Raw genomic sequence first — 20,831 nt, forward strand, 5'->3', positions numbered from 1 at the left:
GCAGCATGAAGGCCGAATCCCTCCTTCCTTTCAACTCCCAACGCACATCTGGTCGCGATGGCGATCTATCATCTTCACGTCAAGGTCATTGGCCGCAAGGCTGGCTCGAGCGCGGTGGCGTCAGCGGCCTACCGCTCGGCGTCGCGGCTGTCCGAGAGGAGGTGTTGGACAAAACGTTTGCCGCGTTGCTGGACCAACTGCACTTCGATGAGGAGGTGCTGGATTGGGTACGCGACGCGCTCAAGGCGAGCCATGCCGATGAGCGGCGGGACCAGGAGCAGGCGATCGAGCGGTGCCAGACGCAATACAAGCGCCTCGAAGATCGCCTCCAAGCCATGTACCTGGACAAACTCGATGGGCGCATCGACAACGCCTTCTATGACCGCATGTCAGCGCAGTGGCGAGTCGAACAGACGCGTCTCTTGCGTGAGATGGAGCGCCACGGCGAAGCGCAAGAATCATACAAGGAGGACGGCGTTCGGCTCCTGGAATTGGCTCACAACGCTGGCCAGTTGTTCCTTCGTCAGCCTCCGCACGAGAAGAAACGGCTTCTGAATCTGGTACTGTCGAACTGCAAGTGGAACCGAGGGGAGATTCAAGCAGCTTTCAGCCAACCTTTTGATTTGCTTGCGGAAACGGTGGCGGCGGCAGTCATTGAAGAAGCCAGCGGAGCCGCTTTGTCCACAGGGCATCCAGTTTGGCTGGGGCGCCAGGATTCGAACCTGGGAATGTCGGTACCAAAAACCGATGCCTTACCACTTGGCGACGCCCCAGCAGGCGCCCGCTGCGCGCGGCCTTATAGGACGAGGCGGAGCAAAGCTCAATGGCAGCTATGCACGAAACGCGACGGCAATCTGCCGCTACCGTCTAAGCGCCATGATTGCGCAGCCGGGCGTAGAGCTGGGCATAGGCCTGCCCCATTTTTTCGGCGGTGAAGAGATCGCAGAACCGTTGGCGCGCGGCCCGCCCCCATTTTTCCGCGTCTTCGGGGGAATCGAGCAGGCGGTTAATGGCTTCGGCAAGCCGAACCGGATCGGAGGGCGGGACGACAAGGCCGGTGACGCCGGCCTTGTTCACATAGGAGGTTCCTGTCCCGATCTCGCATGAGATCATCGGCTTGCCGCACATCGCCGCCTCCACAAGCGACACGCCATAGGCCTCGGACCGCTGGTTCGAGGGGAAGACGAAACCGCTGCAGGCATGAAGCAAGGCCATCTTCTGTAGCTCGGACACCTCACCGAGGAAGATGATGTTGTCGCGGTCGAGCCTTTTGGCCTGGAGCTTCAACTGCTGCTCGATCGGTCCCGATCCGGCAATGACGATCTTGCATCGCGCCCGGTCCGAGGCCTCGATGAGGATATCCAGCCCCTTGTAGTAACGCAGGACGCCGACGAAGAGCACGAAAGGCTCCGTCACAATCGACTGGCGCCAAGCGTCGTCTGCCGCCGTCGGCACGGGATAGGCGTTCTCCTCTATGCCGATCGGGATGACCGTCGATTTGGCCGTGAACCGCCTGAGCACCGTGCTCGATCTCAGATAGTCGGGAGATGTCGCGACGATCGCGTCGACATCGCTCAGGAAGCGCTGCATCAGCGGGTTGTAGAACGGCAGCAGAAGGCGCTGCTTGACGATGTCGGAATGGTAGGTGACGACGGCCGGCTTGCCGTGGCGCGATCTGAGATGTGCGATGTCCATGACCGGCCACGGAAAATGGTAGTGCACCAGGTCGGACTGACGCGCGAGCGTGTCGAATTTGCGGAACACCTCGCGGGAAAATCCTGTCGAGGCGAGCTCGAAATCCAGCCTGGCTTTCACGGCCATGTGGCCGCCGATGCGCCTGGTGTTTTCGCCGGGTGCCCTACTCAGCGAAAGAATCTGCGTTTCGACGCCATGGCTGGCCGTGCTTTCGGCGATGGCATGGATCGTCCGCTCCACGCCGCCGAAGCTGTCCGGCCAGTATGTCTTGAAGAAATGCAGGACTTTCAAACCGGCGTCTTTCGTCTTTGCCGGATGGCCTGCTCGAAGATCTGCTCGGGCAATCGGCAGCGGGATGTCTTGCAACCGCGCCGGCACAACACTTCAGGCGTTCATGCGGACGTTGATCTCTTTGAAGAGGCAGAGGAAGGCGTTAATTTCGGCCCGTCGTGAGCTTTCTGGTTTAACGCAAACCGCCTGTCCGGGACAGAACGAGATCGCCTTGCAGTTTGGGTACTTCCTCCCATGTTACCTTGCGCAGCGGTTGTTGCCAAATGGCGAGATAGGGGATGAACCCCTCCGATTGGAGGAATGCAATATTTTCCGTGATAGCCTCTGCGCCAAGCGTGCGGTTGACGAGAAACGGGTCCCATTCAATGATAAGCTTGATATCGCGGTTATTGCGGATGACCGCTTTGGCCCCGCGCAGCACAAGCGTTTCGTAACCCTCGACGTCAATCTTAAGGCCGTCGATCTTTTGGCCGGCGAACATCTTGTCGAGCGTGATTGTGCTGACCTGGATCACTTCGACACTGGAATTCCCGGCCTCGTCGAAGATATCGAGCCGCACCTGCGGAACAGTAAAGCCGGACATTGCGGAATGCGACCGGAAGTTTGAAAAGCTTTTGACTTCCTCGGTATCGGCAACCGCGAGTTGGTGGGTCTTGATGACATTCCCCATGCCATTGACATCGACGTTGAGTTTCAGTGTGCCATACAGGTGGGGCAGGGGTTCGAAGGCATAGACTTTGCCTGTCTGACCAACAATCGATCCTGCGAAAAGGGTATGCAACCCGACATTGCTACCAACATCGATAAACGTCGAGCCAGGTTCCAGTATCTGCATCATGGCATCCCTGACGTGATCTTCCCAGCAACCGTGCTCGAGCACGTGCAGGGTAATATGGTGGTCGTTGGCGTCGAGGAAAAACCGATGTCCATCCGAGGTGTGGAAGTAGATGTGCCTATCTGCGGAATTCAGCGTCAACGGTACGGCTTTGGCAATTGCGCGTGCATCGACAGTCCCTGGAGACGTGTCGTTCAGCCGCTGGAGCATCGCATTGAACTGACTGTCAAGTTGCGACTTGATCACGTCGGAGAGCCGCCGCTCGACTCGTTCACTGACCTTGATGGCAAAATAGTCGATCGCAAGCTTGGCACCGTTGCGAATCCAGTTACCCATTTTAGGCCTCCCAGAGCCCAAAGGGCCAAAGGGGACCCCCTTTACCATTATGCCGCGCTTTACCGCAACACTGGTTGCTCAACCCGCGCCTCACGGTGTAACAGAAACGGCCCAGACCCTAGTTGCCGCCAGCTGACAGAACAGGGGCAGATCACCATCTCAGCGCTCAAGATTGCGCGCTGTTGAGATGTAAGTTCTGCCAATTTCATTGGAGGTACTGCAGTTGAAGTTGATATTTCTCAGCCATCACAAGTGCGCATCAAGCCTGCTGAGCTCATTTCTTTTACATTTGAGCAAGGTCAATGGGCTGACATTTTATGCAACTTCAGACGGTTCCGAAATCCCTCCGGAGAATGTAGACATAACGCACCTAGCAAACGCGAACTATAAAACAGTGGCTCCACATCTTCGTGGTGTGGTTGTTCATCTCATCCGCAACCCGTTAAACGTAGTGCAGTCCGCCTATTTCTCGCACCTTGGGACACATCCGCTGGATGGTTGGCCAGAACTAGCTTTGCAACGCAAGGTGCTTCAGCAGTGCTCGCAAGAGCACGGAATGTTCCTCACTCTGGCATTTGTCGAGCGCGATGATTTCTACAAGAATACCGGTGGCCCACTCGCCGATCTGCGGCACTGGGATTTCTCGGATCCACGCATCGTTACGGTGCGCATGGAAGACTTCGGTGAAAACATCGGCGGCGTGATTCGTCCGGCTGTAGGTTCTGCTGCCATTAGGCTTCAGTGGCCAGAATCAGATGAATTTTCATTCCGTCGTATGTCTGGCGGGAGGAAGCCCGGGCAGGTCGATTCGCAATCGCATTATCGATCCGGTAGCTCTGATGCGTGGCGGGAGGAGTTGCCGCCGCCTGTCATCGATTACATCAGGACTCATTACCGCAGTCTGCTGGAAAGGTATTACCCGGCTGCTCTTGAACGCTAGGGCAGGCTTGCATCCTCCCTTTCTTCTCCACGTCCCGTCGCCCACTAAAAGTCGTTCAGAGTGCATCGTCGATATCCTTGCTCGGCCAATTCGCCTTCACGGCGCCGACATTAGTGCGATTGTTTCGTCGATCGCCATTGCCTTGACCAGGCGTGGATAGCAGTCCTTCGGGTATGGCTTCTCGCCTCACTTCGGATAGGCAAGACCCGCCTTGACTGCTGCATCGCGCTTCGCGCCCCCGCCGAGCGGCGGGTAGAACACGTGCGGCTCAAACACAACATCTTCGGCCGGGCAGTCGCGTCGAAGGCGGATCCTGCCGCCTCGACGTCCATGAAGGCGTGCATCTCATCCTTGCCAACTGCGATCTCGGCGCCGATGCGCGGAACGTCAATATCCTGCATGCGCGCGCCGGCGCCCTTGAACGTGGTGTCCACAGGGAAAACCTCTTGAGGTTGTGGGGATTGCGGAACACGTGGCCGCGCATCATATTGCGCGGCGCTATTCTTCTTGCGGTCTTGCTTTGCCAGTCGCCGGGAAGAGGCTAAGCTTCAGAACGGGGGTGCTACGGCCGGACAAGCGGTTTTTTCCTATTAAAGAGCCGGCGCAACCATTTGGAGGGATCAATGAATATTGGCGTGGATCGTCGCCAGGTGGCTCTCAGCCCGTTGAATATGACCGGCAGAGGGATTGAGATCGCCCCATACTTCAATCCATTTTTGGACAAGTCTCAGTACAATGTCGTCTACACCGACTATGTTTCCACCGAAGAGCTCAGGGCCAAGGCAGCCTCAAACCCCGGTGCGGTTTCAAGGGCAGTACCAGAAATTGACTTCGTTTGGAAACCTGGGTGCCGTCTGAAAGAGTGCATGGGCGACAACAATGAATCGTTTGACTTCGCAGTCGCGTCACACGTTGTTGAGCACGTTCCAAACACGATCGGCTGGTTAAACGACATCCTGGAGGTGATGAAAGTCGGCGCAAAGCTTGCGCTTATGGTGCCCAACAGGATGGATTCCTTTGATTTTTACCGGAGAGAGACGACAGTCAGTGACCTCATCGGCACATTTGTCGAGCGCAGGGACATCCCCACACCTTCACAGGTTTTCGATTTCATGAGCCGGTCTGTGGAGGATACGGGCTTACGCCCCAAGACTTTCGGCGAAGGGTATGAGTTCGACAGTGTAAAGCGCAGTTATACGGATGATGACGCGCTTAGGACAACGATATCGACCTATTCGAATCATGCTTACCTTGATGTCCACTGCACTGTCTGGACGGATCAGAGTTTCGTAAAGGCTTTCCGTCATATAGCCTCCTTGGGGGTGATGAATGTCGATGTGTCGGATGCTGTTAAAACCGCACCAAGCGAGTTTATAGTTCATTTAACCAAGCTTGGCGAACCCACGATTTACGCCCCTGACCCCGATCGGACCATAGACGATTTGCAAAATGATTTGGATAGCGCGCGAAATGCATTTGCTGAATGCAACCAGCGCTATGAGATGCTTTGGAATTCGAGATGGATGAAAACTGGCCGAGCCCTTAGAACATTGTTCAGGTAGCGTTCCATAAATAAATGACCAGCACGGCGCGAGCCGGGGCGACGGGGATGTGGGTAGACAATGGCAAACAGAATTCACATTGATGCGAACGCGCCCCGCGCCCGTCCGTACAGTTGCCGGTGTCGAATTAAAGCTTAACCGCAGCTGTGAAGAAGCATAACGCTTACAATAGCGTTCCCCGCAGGAGCTTCTCCGGCGAGATCAATGGTCGCCAGGGCAGCAAATGCAGCGCCGCGAACTCGTTATGGCGCCTCGTTTACCGTCAGCCCAATCACACATCACGGACAATCCCGCCGAAGTTAGGCCTCCAGAGCATGTAACTGAACAATGCACCCGCGTATTCGTCTCAACCTGTACGATTCAGCCTTCGTGCAACGCCGCTAACAGTGAACCACAATTAAGTGCAGCGGCGAGGATTCTTCATCAACCCGCTAGAGCTCTATTTCCACCAATCTTCCGTGCTCCAAGGAGAAAATTCGCGTACAAAACTGCTTTATGAGATCAGTCGAATGGGATGCAAACACAAATATTCGGGAACTATCGACAAGTGTCTTCATGCGGTCTTGGGCTTTTGACTGAAACGCAGCGTCGCCCGTGCCAAACATTTCATCGACTAACAAGATTTCGGGACGCACTGCCGTTCCCACTGCGAACATCAGGCGCATCTTCATTCCTGCCGAATAGGTATGAACGGGAAGTTGTAAGAAGTTCCCCAATTCAGTAAATTCTTCGATCTCGGGCACCATAAGCGTAATCTCTGACCGCGTTGAGCCCAAAAGCATACCCATACGATAGATGTTCTCGTATCCCGACAATTCCTCATCAAGGCCCGCACCCAGTTCGATGATGGTTGCGACCCGACCATCCCTGGTTATTTCTCCGGCAACGGGCATAAATATACCGGCCATAGTGCGCAACAAGGTCGTCTTTCCGGCCCCGTTGTGCCCGATTAACCCGACACTGTCGCCGTCATGCAGTTCAAAGCTCACGTCGTCCAATGCTGTAATCGTAACGACGCCAGCTGTGGCCTGGGATACTATCCCGCCAGTACCAATTTGGACCAACTTGTTTCTCAACGACATGCTTTTCGCATTGTAGACTGGGTATTGGACCGTCACGTTTTTAAACTTTAATAGCGCCATCATCACACCCAAAAAACCACGCGGCCATGCTTTTTGCTAAGAATCCATAGGGTTGCGACTCCGCCGAATATAAGTAAGCCAACGCTAACCTCGTAGACAAAAACGGGCGGTGCGAAGCCCAGCACCGGGTCGCGAATAAGTGAAACGAGGTAAGTAAGCGGATTGAGCCAAGCGATGAATTCGCTCATCGCGAGCTGCTTGGGTCGATATATGACCGGTGTGAGGAAGAACATCAGCGGCATGAACGACCCCACGAGCGGGCCCAAGTCTCGAAACCGCGCACCTAACAACCCAATCAAGGTGGACAGCCAGAAGAGGTTGGCAATCACGAGAATTAGACCGGGCACCACGAGTAATTGATTGAAGCTTAACGGCGGCGGGAATATTAGTAAAACGAATACAACAACAATTAAATTGTGACAAAAATTTATCAACTGTCTCAAGAGCAGCTGTAAGGGGAAAACGAAAAGTGGAGTTCTTAAATTTCTTATCAGTCTTGCGTTAATAATGTATACGTTAGATGCTTCCAGAATCGATCCAGATAGTAGCTGCCAAACTACGAGGCCAATAGAAAGCGACGGGATAAACGTCGGCTTGTCAACGTGGAGTAATTCGCTCCATAAGAAGCCAAGGCCCACCACGCCAACGGCTGTACCTAGCACTAACCAAAGTGGTCCGAGCACGCTTCGTCTGTATCGCGCCTTGGTATCGCCCCATGCAAAGTACAAAGACAGCGGCAGCATTCCTGCCGCCTGGACGAGATCGTTCCAGCCTTCTTTAAAATCCCTAACCATCTGCTATTGCGCGGCCTGTTTGAAGCCTTGTGCCTGAGGTTCAACGTTAACTAAAACATCAGGGAGATCGCGGACGTAAATTAGTGCCTGGGTTTGACAGTTGTAAACCGATGCCGCGGGTCTTTTAGGGCGGGCGCTGAGATCCCGTCGCATCAACATCTCGGTTTTGGCAGCAATCTCCAGATAGTTGCCGATGTCGAATCTCATATAGTTGTCATAGGGCAAAAGTGTAAACAGCTCATCAAACGCAAAAGAAGAAGAACAAAGTACCCGTTGGCATGCATCCATGCATATTGACGCGATCCCTGACCCGTCCTGGCCATTCTCGTAATAAGGCAGCCACGCGACATCTATCGCGCTTGCGACCTTCCAAAAGTCGTTGTCTTCGAGTTCTCCCAGAAAAAATACTCTGCCGCGAAGCGCTTTGTTTGCCGAGACGGTTTCTATGAGTTTTTGAAGATACGCGTCGGTCTTTCCATCTACCCTCAGCGTGTGGGGATGCTGACGACCAAAGATTAGCAGTTTATATTCCTTTGGTAGACGTCCAACTGCCTTCAAGGCATCGCCGTGGCCTTTGTAGGCACTTATATATCCAAACATCCCGAGCAATATGTCGGTTTCTGCAAGATTGAGCTCAGACCGAATCCGTCCTAGGACCGACCCATCTCTCACGAAGCTATCTGGGATAATTTTCAGTGGGTGCACGTCAACGCGTGTATAATCAAAAAATTGTTGAATCTGCCGGGCGGCCCTTGAAGTGTGCACGATCAGGCGAAGGTTATTCTTGATGGCATTTTTAATGATCTTTCGATTAATTCTTATATGTATATCGGCCAGCTTGTTGCCAATAATCTCCCGCAAGCCGCTGACGATTTGCAGGGTTATTAATTTCTTTATCCCTGCCCTGGCACTCGCGGAGGAGGCTTCCATGAGGCGAGGCGAATGCAGGGTAACGGTGGTATTGGGATTCGCTCTCATTAGAATAGTAGCGCGGCGAATGATATCCCCAGGAAGGGTGCCATAAAGGCCCGCTTCAAACTGAATATTTACGCCATCAAAAGCTTTCAGCCGATTCGCAAGTTCGCAAATGTGCCGATGAGCTTTTTGTCGTATCATCTTATTTGTTGATTGCAGCAATCTTAGGTCAAGTTCGACAACCTCGACACTTGCATTGCTGTGCTGGCGGATTGAATCATGCAACACTCTTGTAAAAGACGCGTTGCCGCAGCTTTCAGAGTAGCTGGATACGATCGCGAATGTGCTCATTGTCGAATGCCAGCCTGATTGCCGTCATACCACTTGTAGGTGCGAGCCAACCCGCATTCTATGCTAACTTCCGGCACAAACCCTACGCTTCTCAATTGGCTGTTGTCTACTATGCGGGTTTTTATACCCACCGGTCTATCTACGTTGAATCTGACGTCGGAAACGCCTGCCTCCGACGCAATACACTCCGTGACCGCTCTGATGGTAACGCCATTGCCGCTCGAAATGTTCACGAAACTTTGCAACCCCGTGTTCGTCAAGCACAACATTACGCCTTTGGCCGCATCTTCGACATGCAAAAAATCTCGCTCCGCAGAGCCATCCCCCCAAACCTCGAGCGGCGTCTTGGTCAGCGCCGCGCGGTGAGCCTTGACCACTAATGAAGGAATAACATGCCCGTTCGTAGCATCAAATCGATCGTGGTCACCGTATAGATTAGTGAAGATACCATAGGTATATCGCATACCTATTTCTTCATTTAGAATCCGAAGATAGCTGTAAGCATGACGTTTAGCCATAGCGTAGCCGAACTCTCCGGAATGCGGTAAGCCAGAGAAGAAATGATCTTCGCGCAATGGCATCTCAAGATAAGGGTATGGGTACGATGCAACTGTCCCCGCAAAGAAAAAGTTCTTCACAGGGTATTTTGCGATGGCAGAAAAAACATGATGATTGATAGCTGAGTTCTCAATCACGGCACGGAGTTGGTTGTTCATATTGCCTGCCAGACCAAATACCGTCGCCGCCAGGTGAATTACTGTGTCTGGGCGATGGGCTGAGAAATATCGTTGCGTTGCATTCTCATCGAGCAAATCCAGCTCTTGGCGGCTTGGCTTTAACACAACATCGACGCCAAGCCGCTCAAGCTGCAGAACAATGGCTCGGCCTAGGACGCCGCTCGCACCCGTGACGAGGCATCGCGAATTAGGCAGCGGTTCAGGCGCAGACGACATCAGGGTCATGGGTACGCGTGCCCTCATTCCGGTCGGGGATAGTGATTGTAACCGCTACTCTGAATCATTTGGTCTCTTTGCGCGCTCAGCATGTCTGCGCGCATCATCTCGCCAACCAATTCAGTGAAGCCAATTTTAGGTACCCAGCCGAGCTTTGATTTTGCCTTGCTGGCATCTCCAAGAAGCGTTTCCACCTCCGCCGGCCGGAAATAACGAGGATCCACGGCTACGATGCATTCGCCGGTTTTGGTGTCATATCCTTTTTCATCGACACCTTTTCCTTCCCACCGGATATCGATATCCAGTTCTGCAGCCGCAAGGGTCGCAAACTCACGCACCGAGTGTTGCTCACCAGTTGCTATGACGTAATCCTCGGCCGTCTCCTGCTGCAGGATAAGCCATTGCACTTCCACGTAGTCCTTGGCGTGCCCCCAGTCGCGCAGCGAGTCGAGATTGCCCAGGTAAAGTCTCTCTTGTGTGCCTAGCTTGATACGCGCGAGCGCCCGCGTAATCTTGCGTGTCACAAACGTCTCGCCCCGCATCGGAGACTCGTGATTGAACAAAATGCCGTTGCACGCGTAGATACCGTACGCTTCGCGATAATTGACCGTAATCCAATACGCATACAATTTGGCCACAGCGTATGGAGACCTTGGATAGAATGGCGTGGTCTCCTTTTGGGGCGTCTCTTGCACAAGCCCGTACAGTTCGGACGTAGACGCCTGATAGAAGCGGACCTTTTTCGCCAAGCCAAGAATGCGAATGGCTTCCAAAATTCTCAAGGCCCCGAGAGCATCGGAATTCGCGGTGTATTCGGGTTCCTCAAATGAAACGGCTACGTGGCTCTGTGCCGCCAGATTGTAAATCTCATCCGGCTGCACGAGCTGAATGATGCGCATAAGACTTGACGAGTCGGTGAGATCGCCGTGGTGCAATGTCAAGTCCACACCTTTCTCATGTGGATCATGGTACAAATGATCGATACGATCCGTGTTAAAAAGGGATGTACGACGCTTTATACCATGCACCGAATACCCCTTTGCCAGCAGAAGTTCCGCCAGATAAGCGCCGTCCTGTCCCGTAATGCCGGTTATCAGTGCTATCTTTTTCATCAACGCTCTCGATATGTTCTGGTAGTTGCTCCCCCGAGCCCTTACGTCGTTAATTGTCGGCCCTCGCGAGATCCGCATCCACCATCTCGCAGATCATCTGCTCCAATGAGATCGTCGCCTCCCAGCCCAACTTCGCCTTTGCCTTGGCCGGGTTGCCAAGCAATATCGGGACATCCGCCGGCCGGAACAGGTCAGGATCGATGACCAGGTGATTATCCATCTCCAGCCCGACATGCTCGAACGCGATTCTGCACATGTCGCGCACCGTCGTCGTTCTACCGGTGGCGATCACGTAGTCGTCGGGCTGATCCTGCAGCAACATCAGCCACATGGCGCGGACATAGTCTTTCGAGTGGCCCCAGTCACGCTTGGCGTCTATGTTGCCCAGCCGCAATTCCTTGGCTTGGCCCTTCTTGATGCGCGCGACGGCGTCGGTGACCTTGCGTGTCACGAATTCGATGCCGCGAAGCGGCGATTCGTGATTGAACAGGATGCCGCTCGAAGCGTGCAGGCCGAAGCTTTCGCGATAGTTGACGGTGATCCAGTGACCGTAGACCTTCGCCACGGCGTAAGGCGAGCGGGGATGGAACGGCGTGGTCTCCGACTGCATCGGCTCCTGGATAAGGCCGTACATTTCCGACGACGATGCCTGATAGAAGCGCGCCTCGGGGTTTTCGAGACGCAGCGCCTCAAGCACATTGGTGACGCCGATACCGGTGACATTGCCCGTCAGAACCGGGTGCTGCCATGAAGATTTGACGAATGACTGCGCGGCAAGGTTGTAGACCTCGTCCGGCCTTACGTCGCGCATGGCGCGCGCCAGGCCCGACAGGTCTGTCAGGTTGCCGTCCACGATCCGCACGTCTTTCTCGATGCCCAGCCATTTCAGCCGCGTGGTGTTGACGTCGGCTGTGCTAGACCGTCGCGCAAGGCCGTGGACCTCGTAACCCTTACTGAGCAGGAGCTCAGCCAGATAAGCGCCGTCCTGCCCGGTAATGCCGGTTATCAATGCTGTCTTTGTCATCAACGCTCAGTATGTTTTGCTAATTTCTCCCCCAAGCGCCGTTTCTCCAATTGCCCGCCCCAGCCCTGCGGACCAATGAATCGTTATGCGCGTCCGTATACGTCATCGAAGCGCACTATGTCATCCTCGCCGAGATAGTCGCCGCTCTGAACTTCGATGATCACCAGGTCGATCTTGCCAGGATTCTCCAGCCGATGCTTGTGGCCGCAAGGGATGTAGGTCGACTGGTTTGTCGCCAGGAACAGTTCCTGATCGCCGTTGACCACTTTCGCCGAGCCGCTGACCACGACCCAATGCTCCGAACGATGGTGGTGCATCTGCAGGCTCAGGCGCCGCCCGGGCTTCACTTCGATGCGCTTGATCTTGAAGCGGTCGCCCTCTTCCAGAACCGTGTAGGTGCCCCATGGCCGGTGCACGGTCGAGTGAAGCAGATGTGCCTCATGTCCTGAGGCCTTGAGCCCTTCGAACAGTTTCTTGACGTCCTGGACCCGGTCGCGGGACGCCACCAGCAACGCGTCCGGCGAATCCACGATCACCAGGTCGCTCACGCCGACAGTGCCGATGACACGCTTGTCCGAACTGATGTAGCTACCGGCCGTGTCCACCATGTGCACATCGCCGCGTATCCTGTTCCCGCTTCCATCCGCCGGGATCAGCTCCGCCATGGCATTCCACGATCCGATGTCGTTCCACTCCATCTCGCAGGGCACCACCGCAAGATTGCGCGTCTTCTCCATCACCGCGTGATCGAGCGAGATGCGCGGCGCGAGCGCGAAATGCTCAGGAGAAAGTTCGATCCTGTCGGAGCTCCCGTTGTTGTTGGACAGGCCGTGCTCATAGCTTGCGGCAACCGCATCGAGGACGGCAGGGCAGTGCGCGGCCATCGCATCGAGCATGGTCCGCGCCTTGAAGCAGAAGATGCCGGCGTTCCAGAAGAAACGCCCCGATGCGAGGTAGGTCTTGGCCGTCTCGAGGTCCGGCTTCTCAACGAAACGGACGACTTTCTCGCCATCGGCCTCGATATAGCCGAAGGCGGTGTCCGGACGGCTGGGCCTGATGCCAAGCGTGGCGATCAGCCCTTGCTGTGCATGCTCGATGGCCCGGCCCATGACTTTGGCGAACGCGGGCAGGTCGCCGATCATGTGGTCCGCCGGGAAAACGCACAAAATTGCGTCCGGGCCCTGCGTTGCGTTGGAGTGGACGACAGAAGCGGCAACCGCGGCGGCAGTGTCGCGCCCTTCGGGCTCGAGAAGGAAAGTATGCGGCGGAACCGCCGGGGACAATTCGTCGAAGTCGTCTTTTGTCAGGAAAAGATGATCCTTTGACGTTACCGCGACGAGCTCCGCGACGTCCTTCAGCGAAGCGGCGCGCAGCACGGTGTGCTGGATCAGCGAACGTCCATCCGCAACCTTGAGGAAGGGTTTCGGGTGCGATTGCCTGGACGCCGGCCATAGCCGCGACCCGGCGCCACCGCTGATGATGACGGGAACCACTTTCATTCAACGGCCTCTCGCTCGTCTGCCTCTCTACTGTCCCGCGCCCGTTCGAGGGCTATTGCCACGATTTCAGTCGCCCTGTCATGGCTGGCTGCCTCGGCATAGCAACGAAATTCAGGAGCGTTGCCGGAAGGCCGCAGGTGGATGATCTCGCCGCTGGCCATTCGCGCCCTGAGACCGTCTGTCTCGTCGACGTCCGCGACGGTGCCGAAGGGGGCAAGGAATTGCTGCAGCGCGTCGTGTCCGGCGAGCCTTCGCATCAAGCCGCGCGATTTCTCGACAGGAAAGTTCTCGAGCCGCTCGCTGGCGCAGACCGGAAGATTCCAGGTTTCGCGCAGGCTGGACAGCGATTTTCCAGTCGATGCCATCGTGCCCAGCACCGCCAGGATCGGCAAAAATGAATCCCGTGTCGGCAGCGCCGACAAAACCTTGCCGTTCACCGGGCAGTCCGATCCCAGAAGAACCCCGCCATTGGCTTCGAAGCCGACGACGATGCCGCCTGCCTGCCGCGCGGCGTTCATTCCCTCGATGACGAAAGGGGATCCGACCTTCGTTCTCTTGACGTTGAATCCGAAAGCCTCGGAGATGCCTGAGTTGGAGGTGACCGGCGTCACCACGATGTCGGCCCGCAGGAAGAGCGCCGTGGCGAGCCCGATCAGGTCGCCGCGGAACAGTTCGCCTTCTTCGTCAATGATGAGAGGGCGATCGGCATCGGCATCGGCCGAGAGCACGGCGTCGAATTTGAATTCGCGCACCCAGTCTTTCACCTTCGCCATCGTTACCTGGCCGACGGCCTCCGTATCGACGGGCACGAAAACCTCTGTTTTCCCGACGGGGATCACTTCCGCGCCGCAGGATCGCAGGATCTCGACCAGCAGCTCCGCCGCAACTGTACTGTGCTGGTAGACGCCGAGCCTCATTCCGGAAAGGGCGCGAGGGGCAAGAATACCATCGGCACGGTCTCGAAAAGCCGCGAGCGCCTGGTCATGGCCGGTTTGCCAGTCCGCATGGGCTGGCGGCCACGGATATTGGTCCGACAGGTCAGCGACATGACGGGTGATCGCGGCCTCATCCGCCTTGTCGATCTCGCCCTTCGGCCCATAGAACTTGATGCCGTTGCGGTCGGCGGGAATATGCGATCCGGTCACCATAAGCGCCGCGGCGTCATGCCGGCGGGCATAAAAGGCAAGCACGGGTGTGGGGATCGGACCGCAATCGACCGGCTGGAACCCGGTTGCGGCCAGTGCCGCCATGCAGTCTTCGGCAATCGTTTGACTGCTGTCGCGCAAGTCGCGCCCGACGAAGACCTTGCCTTGCTGAAATCCGGTCGACCGCAAGCGCCGGGCAAAACCCTCGGTGTAAAGTCCGCTTGGCCTTCCAACCAATTCGGAAGCCAAACCCCGAACGCCGCTTGACCCGAATTTCATCAGTCTGCTTTTGCTGTTGGAAGATCGCCGCTACTTATTGGAGTGAGCACGGCTGTCAACAACAAAAAAATACCTCGAAACTTGCGTCTTTTCTAATATCCCCAGACGGCCAGTTCGTTGCCGGCCGGATCGGTGAAATGAAACCGCCTGCCGCCGGGGAAGGCGAAAATCGGCTTGACGATGGTCCCGCCGGCGTTCTCGACCGCGTCCAGCGTTTCCTCGAGGTTTTCGGAGTAGAGCACGGGCAGCGGTCTGGCCGGCGCCTCGCCGGCATCGGCCTGGAAGCCGCCGTCGAGGCCCTCGGCAAAGGCCGAATAGGTCGGGCCGTAATCGGTGAACGACCATGAGAAGGCGGCGCTGTAGAAGGATTTGACACCGTCCAGCGTGCCGCCTGTCGCCGGCAGTTCCAGATAGTCGAGTTTTCCGTTGAGTTTCATCGCGCTACTCCAACATGTTCTTGTTATGTTCTATATCGCGCCGCGCCCTCCGGCAAGTCTTTTTGACGCAGCTTTTGCTTGATCGCCGGCAAGTCTTTTTGACGCAGCTTTTGCTTAATCGCCGGCAAGTCTTTTTGACGCAGCTTTTGCTTAATCGATTGTAGCGGCCGCGCTTGCTTTGCCGGTGCCTTGCCTTTCGCACTGCAGCATCCTATCGCTCGGATCGGGGAAGGCGGGGGAACCGGGCCGTGGTCCGGATGTTTTTGTATCTTCCACGAACTGGAGGGCAAGCATGACCAAGTGGGTTTACACTTTCGGCGACGGCGCCGCTGAAGGCCGTGCCGGCGACCGCAACCTTCTCGGCGGCAAGGGTGCCAATCTGGCCGAGATGTGCAGCCTCGGGCTGCCGGTGCCGCCCGGTTTCACCATCACCACCGAAGTCTGCAACGCCTATTATGCCAACGGCCGAACCTATCCTGGCGCGCTCGAGGCGGATGTGGTCTCCGCGCTCGACCATATCGGCCGGATAACCGGCCGCCGCTTCGGCGATCCGTCGAAGCTGCTTCTGGTCTCCGTGCGCTCCGGCGCCCGCGCCTCCATGCCCGGCATGATGGATACGGTGCTCAATCTCGGCCTCAATGACGAGACGGTCGAGGCCTTGGCCACCGATTCCGGCGATGCGCGCTTCGCCTATGACAGCTACCGCCGTTTCATCCAGATGTATTCCGACGTCGTCATGGGTCTCGACCACGAAGTGTTCGAAGAAATTCTCGAGGACGAGAAGGCAAGTCTTGGTCACGAGCTCGACACCGAGCTGACGGCCGCGGAATGGCAGGGCGTGATTGCGCTCTACAAGGCCAAGGTCGAGGAAGAGCTTGGCAAGCCGTTCCCGCAGGATCCCCAGGAGCAGCTCTGGGGCGCGATCGGCGCCGTGTTCTCGAGCTGGATGAACAGCCGCGCCATCACCTATCGGCGCCTGCACGACATTCCCGAAAGCTGGGGCACGGCGGTCAATGTCCAGGCCATGGTGTTCGGCAATATGGGCGACACCTCCGCAACCGGCGTCGCTTTCACGCGCAATCCCTCGACCGGCGACAGGCAGCTCTACGGCGAGTTCCTGGTCAATGCCCAGGGCGAGGACGTGGTGGCCGGCATCCGCACGCCGCAGAACATCACCGAGGCGGCGCGCATCGCCGCCGGCTCCGACAAGCCGTCGCTGCAAAAGCTGATGCCCGACGCCTTCCGGGCCTTCGTCGACATCTCCGACCGGCTGGAAAAGCACTATCGCGACATGCAGGACCTCGAATTCACCATCGAGCGCGGCAAATTGTGGATGCTGCAGACCCGCTCCGGCAAGCGCACCGCAAAGGCCGCGCTGAAGATCGCCGTCGAGATGGCGAAGGACGGGCTGATCACCAAGCAGGAGGCGGTCGCCCGCATCGATGCGGCCTCGCTCGACCAGCTCCTGCATCCGACCATCGATCCGAAGGCCGCGCGTGACGTCATAGGCATGGGCCTGCCGGCCTCGCCAGGTGCTGCCACCGGCGAGATCGTCTTCTCGTCCGGCGATGCCGAGGACGCCAAGGCGCAAGGCCGCAAGGTCATCCTGGTGCGCATCGAGACCAGCCCGGAAGACATCCACGGCATGCATGCCGCCGAAGGCATCCTCACCACGCGCGGCGGCATGACCAGCCATGCCGCGGTGGTGGCACGCGGCATGGGCAAGCCCTGCGTGTCGGGCGCCGGCTCGCTGCGTGTCGACTACAAGGCCGGCACGCTGCTCTCGATGGGCCAGACCTTCCGCAGGGGCGACATCATCACCATCGACGGCGGCAACGGCCAGGTGCTGAAGGGCGCGGTCGCCATGCTGCAGCCGGAGCTGTCGGGCGATTTCGCCGCCATCATGGAATGGGCCGATGCCGCGCGCCGCATGAAGGTGCGCACCAACGCCGAAACGCCGCTCGACGCGCGCATGGCGCGTTCCTTCGGCGCCGAGGGCATCGGCCTTTGCCGCACCGAGCACATGTTCTTCGACGGCGACCGCATCGTCGCCATGCGCGAGATGATCCTGGCCGACACCGAGAAGGACCGGCGCGCCGCGCTCGACAAGCTCCTGCCGATGCAGCGCTCGGATTTCCTCGAGCTGTTCGAGATCATGGCAGGCCTGCCGGTGACGATCCGCCTGCTCGATCCGCCGTTGCATGAATTCCTGCCCAAGACCGAGGCCGAACTCGCCGAGGTGGCGGCAGCCATGAATGTTTCGGCCGACAAGCTCCGGCAGCGCACCGAGGCACTGCATGAGTTCAATCCGATGCTGGGCCATCGCGGCTGCCGGCTCGCCGTCTCCTATCCGGAGATCGCCGAGATGCAGGCGCGCGCTATCTTCGAGGCGGCGGTCGAGGCCGGGCGCAAGGCCGGCGCGCTGGTGGTGCCGGAAATCATGGTGCCGCTGGTCGGCCTGGTGAAGGAGCTGGAATACGTCAAGGCGCGCATCGACGCGGTGGCGCAAAGCGTCATGCAGGAGACCGGCACCAGGATCGACTACCTCACCGGCACGATGATCGAGTTGCCGCGCGCGGCAATCCGCGCTCATGTCATTGCCGAAGCGGCCGAATTCTTCTCCTTCGGCACCAATGACCTGACCCAGACCACGTTCGGCATCTCGCGCGACGATGCGGCGTCCTTCCTCGAAACCTACCGGCAGAAGGGCATCATCGAGCAGGATCCGTTCGTGTCGCTCGATGTCGACGGCGTCGGTGAACTGGTGCGGATCGCGGCCGAAAAGGGCAAGGCGGCGCGACCGGGCATCAAGCTCGGCATTTGCGGCGAGCATGGCGGCGATCCGGCGTCGATCCGCTTCTGCGAAGAGGTCGGTCTCGATTATGTGTCGTGCTCGCCTTACCGTGTGCCGATCGCCCGGCTGGCGGCCGCGCAGGCGGCCGTGGCGGCGGCGAAACGCGCCTGAGGGGCATCGGCACCTTACGGTTTTGTATGGAATGTCACGCGAACGTGCGCGTGACTGCCCTGTATCTCGACATCGTTTACAGGGAGTTTCCGACACTGAATTTTTTGGTGTCAGAAACCCATGGTGCAGGTTGCCCCAACCACTTTCCGATCGATCCTGATCCTGCAGACCAAGTTCATCGGCGACATCGTGCTAGCCTCGACGCTGGCGAAGAACCTGCAGCTTCAATATCCGGGCGTCAGGATCGTGTTTCTTTGCGAAGCGCATTTCGCCGGCTTCCTGACAGCCCACGGTATTGCCTCCGAAGCCGTCCCCTTCAGCCGCGCCAAGCTGCGCGGCTCGCCGCTCGAGCGGGGACGCGAGCTCTTCCGCGTGGCGCGCACATTGCGGCAGCATCGCTTCGACATGACCATCGATATTACCGATTCGAAAACCTCGCGGATTGTTTCCGGACTGGTCAATTCTCCGGTCAGGGTCGGCTATTTTCCGACGGATCGGCCTCTGCGCTGGCATGAACGCCAGCCCGCCAATGTCAGGATGAAGCCTTTCGGATTTGGCAAAAAACATTTTCTCTACCGCTATTTGTCCCCCTTGGAGGCGCTTGGCGTCGACGTGCGCGTCAGGGTGCCGGCCATTCGACCGCTGCCCTTCGAGACGACGCGCGCCCTGGCCTTGCTGGCCAGGCACAATATCCGCCCAAACGCATTTGTCGCGGTTCATGCCGGAGCAAGTTTCGCCGGGCGCCGCTGGCAGCCGGAGCGCTTTGCCGAAGCGATCGACAGGATCGCCGGTGAAACCGGCCTGCGTGTGGTTCTGGTCGGCGGCCCCGACGAACACGAAGCGACCGACAGGATTCTGGCAGCGACGAGGACGCCTGTCGTCAACCTGGCGGGAACGCTGCGGCTGGAAACATTGCTGGCGCTGCTCAAGGAAGCGCGACTGTTCCTCGGCAACGAAAGCGGCCCGATGCATATGGCGGCCGCCGCCGGCACGCCGGTCGTCGGCCTGTTCGGCCTGACCAACCCGATCCGCTGGGCGCCGGTCGGCGTGCCCAGCGTTTCGTTGCGGCCATCCATGCCTTGCGACTGCGTCGGCGGCGACCTGTGCCGCCGGACCGACCCGAGCAAAGCATGCTGCGTCTGGCGCCTGGAGGTCGATCCGGTGGTGGACGCGGTGCTGGAACTGTTGGCGCGCACCGAGATGGTCCTGGACGCCGCGGTCTGACATCTGCGGGAATTCTGTTCCGCCGTCGGCCGCCTCGAACCTCCTGGCGGCACGCAAAGAGTCGTTATGGCCCAGAGCCTGATCGTCATGTATATCAGATCACGTGCACTTACGCGTGATGGTTCCACATGTCGACATCCAAGCCTGGCTTCGCGGAGCCCGATCCGCCCGGTATCCGGCCAAAGATGTCGGAGGTTGGCCCTGGCCCGGTCCGCTCGATCCTGATCCTGCAGACGAAATACCTCGGCGATCTCATCCTTGCCTCCGCGCTGGCGAAGAACCTGCAGATCGCATATCCGGACGCCAAGATTGTCTTCCTTTGCGAGGCCCGTTTCGGAAGCTTCCTTACCGCGCACGGGATCGCGTCCGAGGCCGTCACTTTCAAGCGTGCCAATGCGCGCGGCACCATATTGCAGCGCGGCCTGGAACTCTGGCGAGTGGTCCGCACGCTGCGCCGGTTCGGCTTCGATATGACCATCGACCTGACCGATTCGAGTACATCGCATTTCATCGCCATGGTCGTTAATGCGAAGACACGGGTCGGCTACTTTCCAACCGAACAGCCGTTGCGTCTTTTCGAGCGCCAATCCGCCAATGTCCGGGCCAAGCCGTTCGGTTACGGCGGCAGGCATTTTCTCTATCGCAATCTTTCGCCGCTGGAGGCGCTTGGCGTGGAGCTGCGGGTGAAGGCTCCTTCAATCCAGCCAGTGCCGTCGGAAACCACGCAGGCCCTGGCCTTGCTGGACAAGTTCGGTCTTCGGCGCAATGCCTTCCTTGTGGTGCATGCCGGCGCAAGCTTTCCGGGGCGTCGGTGGCTGCCGGAGCGTTTCGCGGCGGTCATTGACACGATATCGACCGAAACCGGTCTGGCGGTCGCTCTTATCGGCGGTCCCGATGAGACCGAGGCGAATGACCAAATCATGGCCATGGTCAGGACACCGGTCGTCAATCTGGTCGGCGCGCTGTCGCTCGAGACATTGCTGGCGCTGCTCAACGAGGCTCGATTATTCCTCGGCAACGAAAGCGGCCCGATGCACATGGCGGCGGCGACCGGCACGCCGGTGGTAGGTTTGTTCGGGCTGACCAACCCGATCGTGTGGGCGCCGGTCGGTGCGCCCAGCATTTCTCTGCGCCCCTCCATGCCTTGCGACTGTGTGGGCGGCGACCTGTGTCACCGGACCAATCCAAGCAAGGCATGCTGTGTCTGGCGCCTCGAAGTGGATGCGGTCGCCGATGCGGTGCGCGAGCTTCTGTCGCGGACGGAAGTGGCCTTGCAGCGCACGAACTGATACCGCGGGAAAATTCCGCGCTTGCGTGCCGGCGCATCCCCAT

The 20,831-nt window shown here is 58.0% G+C and carries 16 protein-coding genes and 1 tRNA gene; 5 read left to right on the top strand and 12 right to left on the bottom strand.

What is annotated here, in order from left to right:
* Nucleotides 1-698 precede the first annotated feature (698 nt).
* From ACWGS9_RS24820 to ACWGS9_RS24830, 3 genes are all read right to left on the bottom strand, one after another.
* A tRNA-Gln gene (locus ACWGS9_RS24820) sits at nt 699-773 on the bottom strand.
* A 94-nt stretch (nt 774-867) separates the two neighbouring features.
* Nucleotides 868-1,986, bottom strand: coding sequence for a glycosyltransferase (locus ACWGS9_RS24825; protein WP_454507735.1), 1,119 nt, complete (start codon nt 1,984-1,986; stop codon nt 868-870).
* A gap of 172 nt (nt 1,987-2,158) precedes the next feature.
* On the bottom strand, nt 2,159-3,157 hold the full coding sequence (locus ACWGS9_RS24830) for an FkbM family methyltransferase (RefSeq protein ID WP_454507736.1): 999 nt from the start codon (nt 3,155-3,157) through the stop codon (nt 2,159-2,161).
* A gap of 223 nt (nt 3,158-3,380) precedes the next feature.
* On the opposite strand from ACWGS9_RS24830, the gene ACWGS9_RS24835 reads away from it, so the two are divergent.
* Both ACWGS9_RS24835 and ACWGS9_RS24840 read left to right on the top strand, forming a co-directional pair.
* A complete protein-coding gene (locus tag ACWGS9_RS24835) occupies nt 3,381-4,097 on the top strand; it encodes a hypothetical protein (protein WP_454507737.1) in 717 nt (238 codons plus the stop codon).
* A gap of 623 nt (nt 4,098-4,720) precedes the next feature.
* The gene (locus ACWGS9_RS24840; protein WP_454507738.1) at nt 4,721-5,659 is read left to right on the top strand and encodes a methyltransferase domain-containing protein; all 939 of its coding nucleotides are present in this window, start codon (nt 4,721-4,723) and stop codon (nt 5,657-5,659) included.
* A 431-nt stretch (nt 5,660-6,090) separates the two neighbouring features.
* Here the strand turns inward: ACWGS9_RS24840 and ACWGS9_RS24845 are convergent, their stop codons facing one another.
* The 9 genes from ACWGS9_RS24845 to ACWGS9_RS24885 form a co-directional block, all read right to left on the bottom strand.
* Nucleotides 6,091-6,648, bottom strand: coding sequence for an ABC transporter ATP-binding protein (locus ACWGS9_RS24845; RefSeq protein ID WP_454507789.1), 558 nt, complete (start codon nt 6,646-6,648; stop codon nt 6,091-6,093).
* Between the two features lie 155 nt (nt 6,649-6,803).
* Nucleotides 6,804-7,595: an ABC transporter permease gene (locus tag ACWGS9_RS24850; RefSeq protein WP_454507739.1), complete on the bottom strand. Its 792-nt coding sequence runs from the start codon at nt 7,593-7,595 to the stop codon at nt 6,804-6,806.
* Between the two features lie 3 nt (nt 7,596-7,598).
* Nucleotides 7,599-8,861: a glycosyltransferase gene (locus ACWGS9_RS24855; RefSeq protein WP_454507740.1), complete on the bottom strand. Its 1,263-nt coding sequence runs from the start codon at nt 8,859-8,861 to the stop codon at nt 7,599-7,601.
* The gene (locus ACWGS9_RS24860; protein WP_454507741.1) at nt 8,858-9,823 is read right to left on the bottom strand and encodes an NAD-dependent epimerase/dehydratase family protein; all 966 of its coding nucleotides are present in this window, start codon (nt 9,821-9,823) and stop codon (nt 8,858-8,860) included. Before ACWGS9_RS24860 ends, ACWGS9_RS24855 begins: the two co-directional genes overlap by 4 nt.
* A 14-nt stretch (nt 9,824-9,837) precedes the next feature.
* Nucleotides 9,838-10,926, bottom strand: a complete 1,089-nt coding sequence (gmd, locus tag ACWGS9_RS24865) for a GDP-mannose 4,6-dehydratase (RefSeq protein WP_454507742.1) — start codon at nt 10,924-10,926, stop codon at nt 9,838-9,840.
* 49 nt (nt 10,927-10,975) lie between these two features.
* The gene (gene gmd, locus ACWGS9_RS24870; RefSeq protein ID WP_454507743.1) at nt 10,976-11,950 is read right to left on the bottom strand and encodes a GDP-mannose 4,6-dehydratase; all 975 of its coding nucleotides are present in this window, start codon (nt 11,948-11,950) and stop codon (nt 10,976-10,978) included.
* Nucleotides 11,951-12,033: 83 nt separating this feature from the next.
* The gene (locus ACWGS9_RS24875) at nt 12,034-13,449 is read right to left on the bottom strand and encodes a mannose-1-phosphate guanylyltransferase/mannose-6-phosphate isomerase (RefSeq protein WP_454507744.1); all 1,416 of its coding nucleotides are present in this window, start codon (nt 13,447-13,449) and stop codon (nt 12,034-12,036) included.
* On the bottom strand, nt 13,446-14,873 hold the full coding sequence (locus tag ACWGS9_RS24880) for a phosphomannomutase (protein WP_454507745.1): 1,428 nt from the start codon (nt 14,871-14,873) through the stop codon (nt 13,446-13,448). The genes ACWGS9_RS24875 and ACWGS9_RS24880 overlap by 4 nt, the downstream gene beginning before the upstream one ends.
* Before the next feature lie 92 nt (nt 14,874-14,965).
* The gene (locus ACWGS9_RS24885) at nt 14,966-15,310 is read right to left on the bottom strand and encodes a VOC family protein (protein WP_320211853.1); all 345 of its coding nucleotides are present in this window, start codon (nt 15,308-15,310) and stop codon (nt 14,966-14,968) included.
* A 292-nt stretch (nt 15,311-15,602) separates the two neighbouring features.
* Here ACWGS9_RS24885 and ppdK point away from each other — a divergent pair, with 292 nt between their 5' ends.
* The 3 genes from ppdK (at nt 15,603) to ACWGS9_RS24900 (ending at nt 20,788) form a co-directional block, all read left to right on the top strand.
* Nucleotides 15,603-18,275 (top strand): pyruvate, phosphate dikinase, encoded by a 2,673-nt coding sequence (gene ppdK / locus ACWGS9_RS24890; RefSeq protein ID WP_454507746.1) that lies wholly within the window; start codon nt 15,603-15,605, stop codon nt 18,273-18,275.
* Nucleotides 18,276-18,395: 120 nt separating this feature from the next.
* On the top strand, nt 18,396-19,499 hold the full coding sequence (locus tag ACWGS9_RS24895) for a glycosyltransferase family 9 protein (protein WP_454507747.1): 1,104 nt from the start codon (nt 18,396-18,398) through the stop codon (nt 19,497-19,499).
* 437 nt (nt 19,500-19,936) lie between these two features.
* Complete coding sequence (locus tag ACWGS9_RS24900) at nt 19,937-20,788, top strand: glycosyltransferase family 9 protein (protein ID WP_454507748.1); 852 nt, start codon at nt 19,937-19,939, stop codon at nt 20,786-20,788.
* The last annotated feature ends 43 nt before the right edge of the window (nt 20,789-20,831 follow it).

Source organism: Mesorhizobium sp. Arg314 (genome assembly GCF_053714275.1).

Excerpts from the sequence above, each read along its gene's own strand:
- ACWGS9_RS24840 (WP_454507738.1), top strand. The coding sequence starts at position 4,721 with ATGAATATTGGCGTGGATCGTCGCCAGGTGGCTCTCAGCCCGTTGAAT.
- gmd (WP_454507743.1), bottom strand. The coding sequence starts at position 11,950 with ATGACAAAGACAGCATTGATAACCGGCATTACCGGGCAGGACGGCGCT.
- ACWGS9_RS24895 (WP_454507747.1), top strand. The coding sequence starts at position 18,396 with ATGGTGCAGGTTGCCCCAACCACTTTCCGATCGATCCTGATCCTGCAG.
- ACWGS9_RS24875 (WP_454507744.1), bottom strand. The coding sequence starts at position 13,449 with ATGAAAGTGGTTCCCGTCATCATCAGCGGTGGCGCCGGGTCGCGGCTA.
- ACWGS9_RS24880 (WP_454507745.1), bottom strand. The coding sequence starts at position 14,873 with ATGAAATTCGGGTCAAGCGGCGTTCGGGGTTTGGCTTCCGAATTGGTT.
- ACWGS9_RS24850 (WP_454507739.1), bottom strand. The coding sequence starts at position 7,595 with ATGGTTAGGGATTTTAAAGAAGGCTGGAACGATCTCGTCCAGGCGGCA.
- ACWGS9_RS24885 (WP_320211853.1), bottom strand. The coding sequence starts at position 15,310 with ATGAAACTCAACGGAAAACTCGACTATCTGGAACTGCCGGCGACAGGC.
- ACWGS9_RS24855 (WP_454507740.1), bottom strand. The coding sequence starts at position 8,861 with ATGAGCACATTCGCGATCGTATCCAGCTACTCTGAAAGCTGCGGCAAC.
- ACWGS9_RS24860 (WP_454507741.1), bottom strand. The coding sequence starts at position 9,823 with ATGACCCTGATGTCGTCTGCGCCTGAACCGCTGCCTAATTCGCGATGC.
- gmd (WP_454507742.1), bottom strand. The coding sequence starts at position 10,926 with ATGAAAAAGATAGCACTGATAACCGGCATTACGGGACAGGACGGCGCT.
- ACWGS9_RS24830 (WP_454507736.1), bottom strand. The coding sequence starts at position 3,157 with ATGGGTAACTGGATTCGCAACGGTGCCAAGCTTGCGATCGACTATTTT.
- ppdK (WP_454507746.1), top strand. The coding sequence starts at position 15,603 with ATGACCAAGTGGGTTTACACTTTCGGCGACGGCGCCGCTGAAGGCCGT.